Origin of the sequence: Paeniroseomonas aquatica (assembly GCF_030409335.1) — a bacterium.
Taxonomy (GTDB): domain Bacteria; phylum Pseudomonadota; class Alphaproteobacteria; order Acetobacterales; family Acetobacteraceae; genus Belnapia; species Belnapia aquatica.
Genome location: NZ_JAUFPN010000067.1, coordinates 1 through 6,614 on the forward strand (window position 1 = coordinate 1; position 6,614 = coordinate 6,614).

6 protein-coding genes and 2 pseudogenes are annotated in these 6,614 nt (G+C 64.4%); 7 read left to right on the forward strand and 1 reads right to left on the reverse strand.

What is annotated here, in order from left to right; all coding sequences use genetic code 11:
- From QWZ14_RS07270 to QWZ14_RS07290, 5 genes and pseudogenes are all read left to right on the forward strand, one after another.
- Nucleotides 1–377 (forward strand): annotated as a pseudogene (locus QWZ14_RS07270) (hypothetical protein); the annotation flags it as partial.
- Nucleotides 378–389: 12 nt separating this feature from the next.
- Entirely contained in the window at nt 390–926 is a 537-nt protein-coding gene (locus tag QWZ14_RS07275) for a hypothetical protein (protein ID WP_290315962.1), read from the forward strand.
- Between the two features lie 82 nt (nt 927–1,008).
- A complete protein-coding gene (locus QWZ14_RS07280; protein ID WP_290315963.1) occupies nt 1,009–1,407 on the forward strand; it encodes a hypothetical protein in 399 nt (132 codons plus the stop codon).
- A 6-nt stretch (nt 1,408–1,413) separates the two neighbouring features.
- Nucleotides 1,414–2,034, forward strand: a complete 621-nt coding sequence (locus tag QWZ14_RS07285) for a hypothetical protein (protein ID WP_290315964.1) — start codon at nt 1,414–1,416, stop codon at nt 2,032–2,034.
- Nucleotides 2,031–5,063, forward strand: a complete 3,033-nt coding sequence (locus tag QWZ14_RS07290) for an ATP-binding protein (RefSeq protein WP_290315965.1) — start codon at nt 2,031–2,033, stop codon at nt 5,061–5,063. Before QWZ14_RS07285 ends, QWZ14_RS07290 begins: the two co-directional genes overlap by 4 nt.
- 20 nt (nt 5,064–5,083) lie before the next feature.
- Here QWZ14_RS07290 and QWZ14_RS07295 read toward each other — a convergent pair whose 3' ends face one another.
- A complete protein-coding gene (locus QWZ14_RS07295; RefSeq protein WP_290315966.1) occupies nt 5,084–5,827 on the reverse strand; it encodes a hypothetical protein in 744 nt (247 codons plus the stop codon).
- A 131-nt stretch (nt 5,828–5,958) separates the two neighbouring features.
- Between QWZ14_RS07295 and QWZ14_RS07300 the strand changes: the two genes are divergently transcribed.
- The gene (locus tag QWZ14_RS07300) at nt 5,959–6,408 is read left to right on the forward strand and encodes a DotD/TraH family lipoprotein (protein WP_290315967.1); all 450 of its coding nucleotides are present in this window, start codon (nt 5,959–5,961) and stop codon (nt 6,406–6,408) included.
- A pseudogene (locus QWZ14_RS07305) lies at nt 6,401–6,614 on the forward strand (hypothetical protein); the annotation flags it as partial. The gene QWZ14_RS07300 and the pseudogene QWZ14_RS07305, both read left to right, overlap by 8 nt.

Genomic DNA, 6,614 nt, shown 5'->3' on the forward strand with positions numbered 1-6,614 from the left:
TGCGTCGAGAGGTCGCCCAGCTGCAGGCCGACCTGCGAGCCGCACAGGCCGATGCCAACTCGCGGATCGCCTTCATCGAGGCGCGGGTCAACGTCGCGGCAACGCAGTCCGTAGCCGCTGGCGCCGCGCCCGCTGCACCACAGCGACAGGCCCTAGCCCCGGTATCCCGCTCCGCCAATGCCACAACGACGTACCGGATCACCGGGGCGGCCAGCAACCTTGCCTACTTGGTTGCCGTCAATCCCGCGCCGGGTCAGCCACCGGCCGTCGAGGCCAAGCCGGGCGGCGACGTGCCTGGCTACGGCAAAGTTTTGTCCATCACGCAGAAAGGGACCGCCTGGGAGATCGTGACCGAGCGCGGAAGCATCACCAACTGAGGATAGCGCACCGTGCAGTGGTTCATCACCCTCACTAACCGCACTGGCAGCCTGATATTTGCTTGGCTTGGGCCGCTCTGCTTCCTCGCCGGCATGGCCGCCATTGCCGGCGGAGCCTACGCGTTGTGGCAGTCCGCCAATCCACGCTCCAGCTGGTACGCCCGTAAATGGGCGCCAGCCTGCGTCATGATGTTTGGCTTCATGCTGGTCGGGTTCACCAACCTGTTGAACCTGACCGGCGTGACGCTCGGCACCACCGGCACCTACGGCGTCGGCATGTCGTCGTATGAGCAGGTCGACATCGGCGCCTGGTCCAACATGACCCCGGCCCAAGCGTTCGTCGCGGTGCTGGAGTCCTTCAAGCTGTTCTGGGCCGCCATCGGCGCCGCGGTGTGTTTCCGTGGCGTCCTTGCTGCCATCGGCGTGGCCAAGGGCACACGCCGTCATGGCTGGGGTGTTCCTGCCGTCCTGTTCATCAGCGGCAGCCTCGTGGCGCGGATCGATCAAGTCGCCGCTTCACTCGTCCAGCTTCTGCCCACCGGCTCCTGAAACGTAGCGGCGCCATTCGCGCCGGTCGGCCGGATATTCGCAATCAGAGGGCGACAGCAGTTTCGCCACAGGAGAAAGCATCATGCCAAGCCTGCGTACCGTCATCACCACCCGGATCGCGCTCGCCGCCTCCGGCGCCACCGCCGCGCTGCTCGCCGGCATCCCCGAAGCTCTGGCCCAGGGCGCCGACCTGTTCGCCCGCGGCGAGCAGATCGGCTCCGGCCTCGGCCGGGCCGGCAGCGCCATCATCGGGCCGCTGTTCCTGATCGTCGGCGGCATCGTGTTCCTGCTGTCGGCTTGGTACCTCTTCGGCGGCGCCAACCGCAACAACCAGGGCCGCGGCTACTACAGCATGGCCATGGTGGGGTTCATCGCCGGCTCGATCCTCGCTGGCATCGGCGGGTTTTCCACGCTTGGTTCGACGACGTTCACCGGTGGTGCCCCGACCGCCTCGCAGCAGCCGTTCACCTTCGGCCGCTGAGGCACCATGACCCGCCTCCTGCCGCTGAATTTCGCCGTGCATTCTTCTGCCTGGGTCGCGGCCTTCGACGGGGCTGGGCAGAGTACCACGGAGCCAGTGCAGGAGGCGGGTGCCTGCCGTTTCTGCGACGATCCACGCCCGGTGGCGCCGGCCCCCCTCCCTTTGGATGGCGACCATGGCAACCGCCAGGCCGCCAACCTCGCCACCGCCTGCCTGCACTGCCGGACCCTGCACCGGCTTGGCAGTGATCAGATCGACCAGGAAGCGACGCTGATCTGGTTGCCCGACATCAGCCAGCCCGCCCTCAACTGGCTGGTCCGGTCCATCCATCGCAGCTTCCTCGCCCACGGCGAGCCCCCCTGCCTCGCCAATCGCCCGACCTGCGATACGCCGCGCCTCCGTGCGGCGTATCGCACCTATGCCGCCCTTGACCGCCTCTCCCACGACGCGGAGTGGCGGATTGGCACGACCTCCCCCCGTGAGCTCGGGGCCGCCCTGCTCAGCCTGCCGGAGAGCCGGCGAGTTGTGCCGGCCGGTCTCCGTCTGCTGCACCAGGGCCGGCATTACGTTGCCGGCCGTGACCTTTATCCGGCCCTCCTTGAAGCTGCATCGGAGCTCCCCGCATGAGATGGCTCAGCCGCATGCTCGCCCAATTTCAAATCCAGATGCTCAAGCAGCCGGTGACGTCATTCTGCGACATCAACACCGCCGGCGGCGAATGCCTACTAACTCATACGGGCGATACGGCGACGATCATTCGCATCCTCGGCGTTCGGCGAACCCTGACCGAGGCGGATATCAACCGCACGGCCGATAGTCTGCGCCTGGAGTTGAGTGGTGCCTTCGAGCAGCCCGGCCACGCCATGCAATTCTGGTTCGGCGTTGATCCCGGGCTGTCTGGCACCGAGATCCGCCGGACCCTGCAAAGCCCTCGCGGGACTGCGGAGAATCTGGGCCTCGACCTGACCGACATCTTTGCCGAGCGCGAGCGCCGGCTACCGTCCATGATGCGCTGGGAAGCGGCATTCCTGGTGCTCTGGACCCGGCGGGGCGCCCTCTCCAAAATGGAGAAGGGCATCTCCGACCAGCAGATCAAGGCAGCCGAAAAGGCTTTGCCTTTGATGGGTGATGCGCAGCAGCCTTTCCTCGCCACCGATGTGGTCGAGGGACGCCATCTGGCTTTCACCGATCGTGTCCTGGGCGCCCTGCGCAACCAGCAGATCAGCTACGAGCAGATTTCCCCGCGGGACATGATCCGTATCGCCCGGGAAGCGATGTTGCCGGAAACGACCAGCACCGGCTGGACCCCGAACCTACCGGGTGATCCGTTGATGCCGCGCCTACCCGACGAGGGCCAGCCCGACACCGCAGAAGGTGCCCTCTGGCCGAGCCTTCCCGAGCAAATCTGCACCGAAGGGGCGACCGAGATCTCGGCATCGACTGTTCGCCTTGGTGCTCATGATTGGTCCAGCCTCGACATGTGGCTGGGCCCGGAGCGTCCCATGGCGTTCGCGCACCTCGTGCATGCAATGGCACTCGAGCACATCCCCTGGCGGGCTAGCTTCCTAATCGAGGGCGGGGCCGGCACGACCTACGCCATGAAAGCGGCGGCGGCGCAGCTACTGTCGTTCCTGCCTGCCAACCGCGCGACCTGGCAAGGTATCCAGGCCAATGCTGACCTGCGCAATGCCAGCCAGGACGTCCTGATCCGGCTGCGGGCGAGCTTTGCGACATGGGCGCCGGTAGGCGATCTGGGCACGCTGCAGCGGCGCAAGGTGGTCCTGGAGCACCGGGTACAGACCTGGGGCAATCTGCGAGTCAAGTTCGGCGCCGGGGATCCCCTCGCCGGACTGATGAGCAGCACGCTCGGAATAGCTGCGGCCTCGACCGCCAAGCCGGCCCAGGCGCCTCTTGGCGACATCCTACGGATGATGCCCTGGGCGCGGCCGGGATCGCCCTGGACGGATGGACCGGTGCTGTTCCGCTCACCGGACGGACGCATCTGGCCTTACGATCCGAGTAGCCCCACCCGTATCAAGGTGACCGACATCTACACTGGCCCGAGCCGCCGGGGTAAATCCGTCCTCGCTAATACCAATCTGCTGGGTTTCATCCTGTCCAATGCCGCGCAGGGGCGCCGCGGATCACGCTTGCCGCTCGTCGCCAAAATTGACGTCGGCCGCTCAGCCGAGGGCCTCATCGTGCTGCTGCGCGAGGCGCTGCCTGAGCACCGCCGGCACGAAGCGCTCTACGTCAAACTGCAGTCCATCCCCGCACATGCGGCGAACATCCTGGATACCCAGGTTGGCTGCCGTCGCCCTTTGCCGCTCGAAAAGGCGTTCCAACAGTCATTCCTCAGCCTGATCACCACACCGCCTGGTGGCGTGCAGCAAGAGGGTATGGGACAGCTCATCAGCCTGGTGCTCGATGAGGCCTACCGCATGTTCGGCACCGATGGCGCAAACACCAGCCCCAAGCCCTACCATGCAGGGATTGAGCCCCGCGTGGACCAGGCGCTGCACCGGCTCAAACCTGCCCTGCCGCAGGAGCCCTACTGGTGGGAGGTTGTGGACGCACTCTGCGCCGCGGGCGAGCATGTCACCGCCGAACTGGCCAACCGCCACGCCGTGCCACGCATCAGCGACCTGATCAGTGCCGGCCGTAGCCAGCATGTCCAGCAGCTGTTCGAACGGGTTATCCCGCATCGGGTGGAAACCCTGGTCGAGATGTTTGAGAGATACGTTAAATCATTTGTCCAACGATTCTCCACGCTGGATGCCGCAACCAGGATCGACTTCGGCCAGGCCCGGGTGATCGTGCTCGACCTGGATGCCGTCGCCCCGACTGGATCGCCGGACGCCGACTGGCAGACCAGTGTCATGTACTTGCTGGCCCGACACATGGTCGGTCGCAACTTCTTCCTCCGGCCTGAGTATGCCGAGCATGTCCCTGAGCTGGTCAGGAAGTACCACCTGGAACGCTTCACGGAGGCCTACGAGGCGGTGAAGCGGCTGGAGTACGACGAGTATCAACGCACCGTGGCGCAGCCGGACGTACGTGCCCAGGTCGAGCGCGATGACCGCGAGGGCGCCAAGCACGGCGTGCAGATGGGGATCTCGAGCCAGCGGTCGGATGACTTCGGCGAGCACCTGTTGTCACAGGCAACCGGCCGCTGGATCTGCGGCGTCGGTGACGCCGACGAGGCCGATCGCCTGTCGGACCGGCTCCGCTTGGCACCTGGCACTAGGGAGACGATCCGCAGCCGCCTCAACGGCCCGGACCAACGCCATGGCGGGGCGCCCTTCGTGTTGGTGATGAACGCCGCCGATCTGGTCTGGGAGCAGATGCTGGTCAACAGCCTTGGCCCTGTCGAGCTATGGGCACTCAGCACCACCCCGGAAGATGCCTCCCTCCGCGACAACCTCTATGACCGGCTCGGATTTGGCGAGGCGCTGCGCCGTCTTGCCCGGGTGTTTGCCGGTGGCACCGCCGTCCGCGAGATCAAGCGTCGCAAGGATCGGCGGGTATTGCGCGGGGAGGAGATCGAACGCGCGGAGCAGGGCGTCGTCATGGAGTTGGCCGACGAGATCGCCAATGGCGTCGGGCTCGGTATGATTCTGCGGGATACCGACAGCCTAGCAATGGCGGCGGAATAAGTGGCAATCAGGTAGCAGTGTCACCTATTGCGCTGCCGCCACTCGAGCCAAGCAACCACCAACCGACTAACCCAGCGGCGACCCTCTTCGATTTCCATCCAGCCAGATTTGGGCACTGGAATACGTTTTGCCCGACTATGGCGGTAGTGGTTCGCTGTCTGCTCAAATCGGTCCATTGCAGTTTGAGACGGCCAAGCCACATCAGTTTTGTGCCACGGCAGGCGATTAGACCGGATCTGGACGTCGTCCCGCATCATTTCAAACGCTTTCCATAGGTCGAACCACCCAGGAGCGTCTTGCAGGAAGATCAGAACATCAGAGAGAGTATTGTCGGCCATAGCTTGAGCTAACCAAGCCTGCTCGACAGGATGAGGGGATTTTGCCGCGTAGCTATCTCCTACAACGCCGGTACCATGAATCCTGATACGGCCTACCAGCACCGCTCCTTTCACAACGGCATGACGTGCATACGTCCCGTCAGTAAGCCGTTCCAAAATACCAGCGCTACGCAAAGGTGCTCGGTGAATGTCTCGAAGGAACAAGAGTCCATTGATTCGATGCAGAACGGTTGATGCTATGTTTTCGACTTCTATTGCGGAACTAAGGCCATTAAATTTATCAGCAAATAGAGCCATGTATTCTTCACCTAGCGGATTTTGAATCCTACTGATTCTAAACGGGCCATCGCCTGTCCATAGCAACTCGGCGTCGTCAAGGTCGGTACGGTCACCCTGTAAAGCGTATGCCCAAATCCGTTCCGCCATGCTGTTCTCCGGTTGGTCGCTCACTGTGATGCCTGAGCGAGTTTCTACCGAACGTCCAGTGTCGCAGGAGAGCTGGACGCCATTCGCGCCGATGCGTCGCACCTTGGTCTCACCACCAAGGAGTTTTGACAGTGCGCCACCTCTCAATCGCCGGCGCCGGCTTGCTGCTTACTCTGGCAGGCTGTGCCAATCACCTGAATGACCGCGTCGATGTCGACGCCGAAGCCACGGCTAATCCCGAAGTAGCGCTGCTCCGGTCGTTCGATCGTGTGGACCGGGCCATGGCGGCGATGCGGGCAACCAGTGCGCCGGCCCAGGCCACTCCGGCCGAACTGCATAAGCCGATTGTCTGGCGATGGTCTGGCCCCATGGATCAGGTCGCCAAGGCGCTCGCCGACAAGATCGGCTGGAGCTACGCGGCGCCGGGTCCGGACGCTCCCGCAATGCCCGTGGTGAGCGTGGACGCAAACGGCACCTCCATCCTTGAAGTATTCCGCTCCATCGGCACCCAGGCCGGTAGCCGCGCAACCCTGCTGGTCGATCCCGATCGGCGTATCATCCAGGTGCAGCGCCATGTGTGAACGCCTCACCCTCCGGGCAACGCTACTCTGCGCAACCGTTCTGGCCGGCCTCGCCGCGGCGGTGCCGCCCCAAGCCGCTTCACCAAGTGACGGGATCTCTGACGCGGCTGTACCGCCGATGCCGTCCGCTGAGCAGGTGGATCGCGGCAGCCGCATCGCTGCACGGGGCATCAACACCCCCGTCACCGGCGCCAGCGTCACCGGCC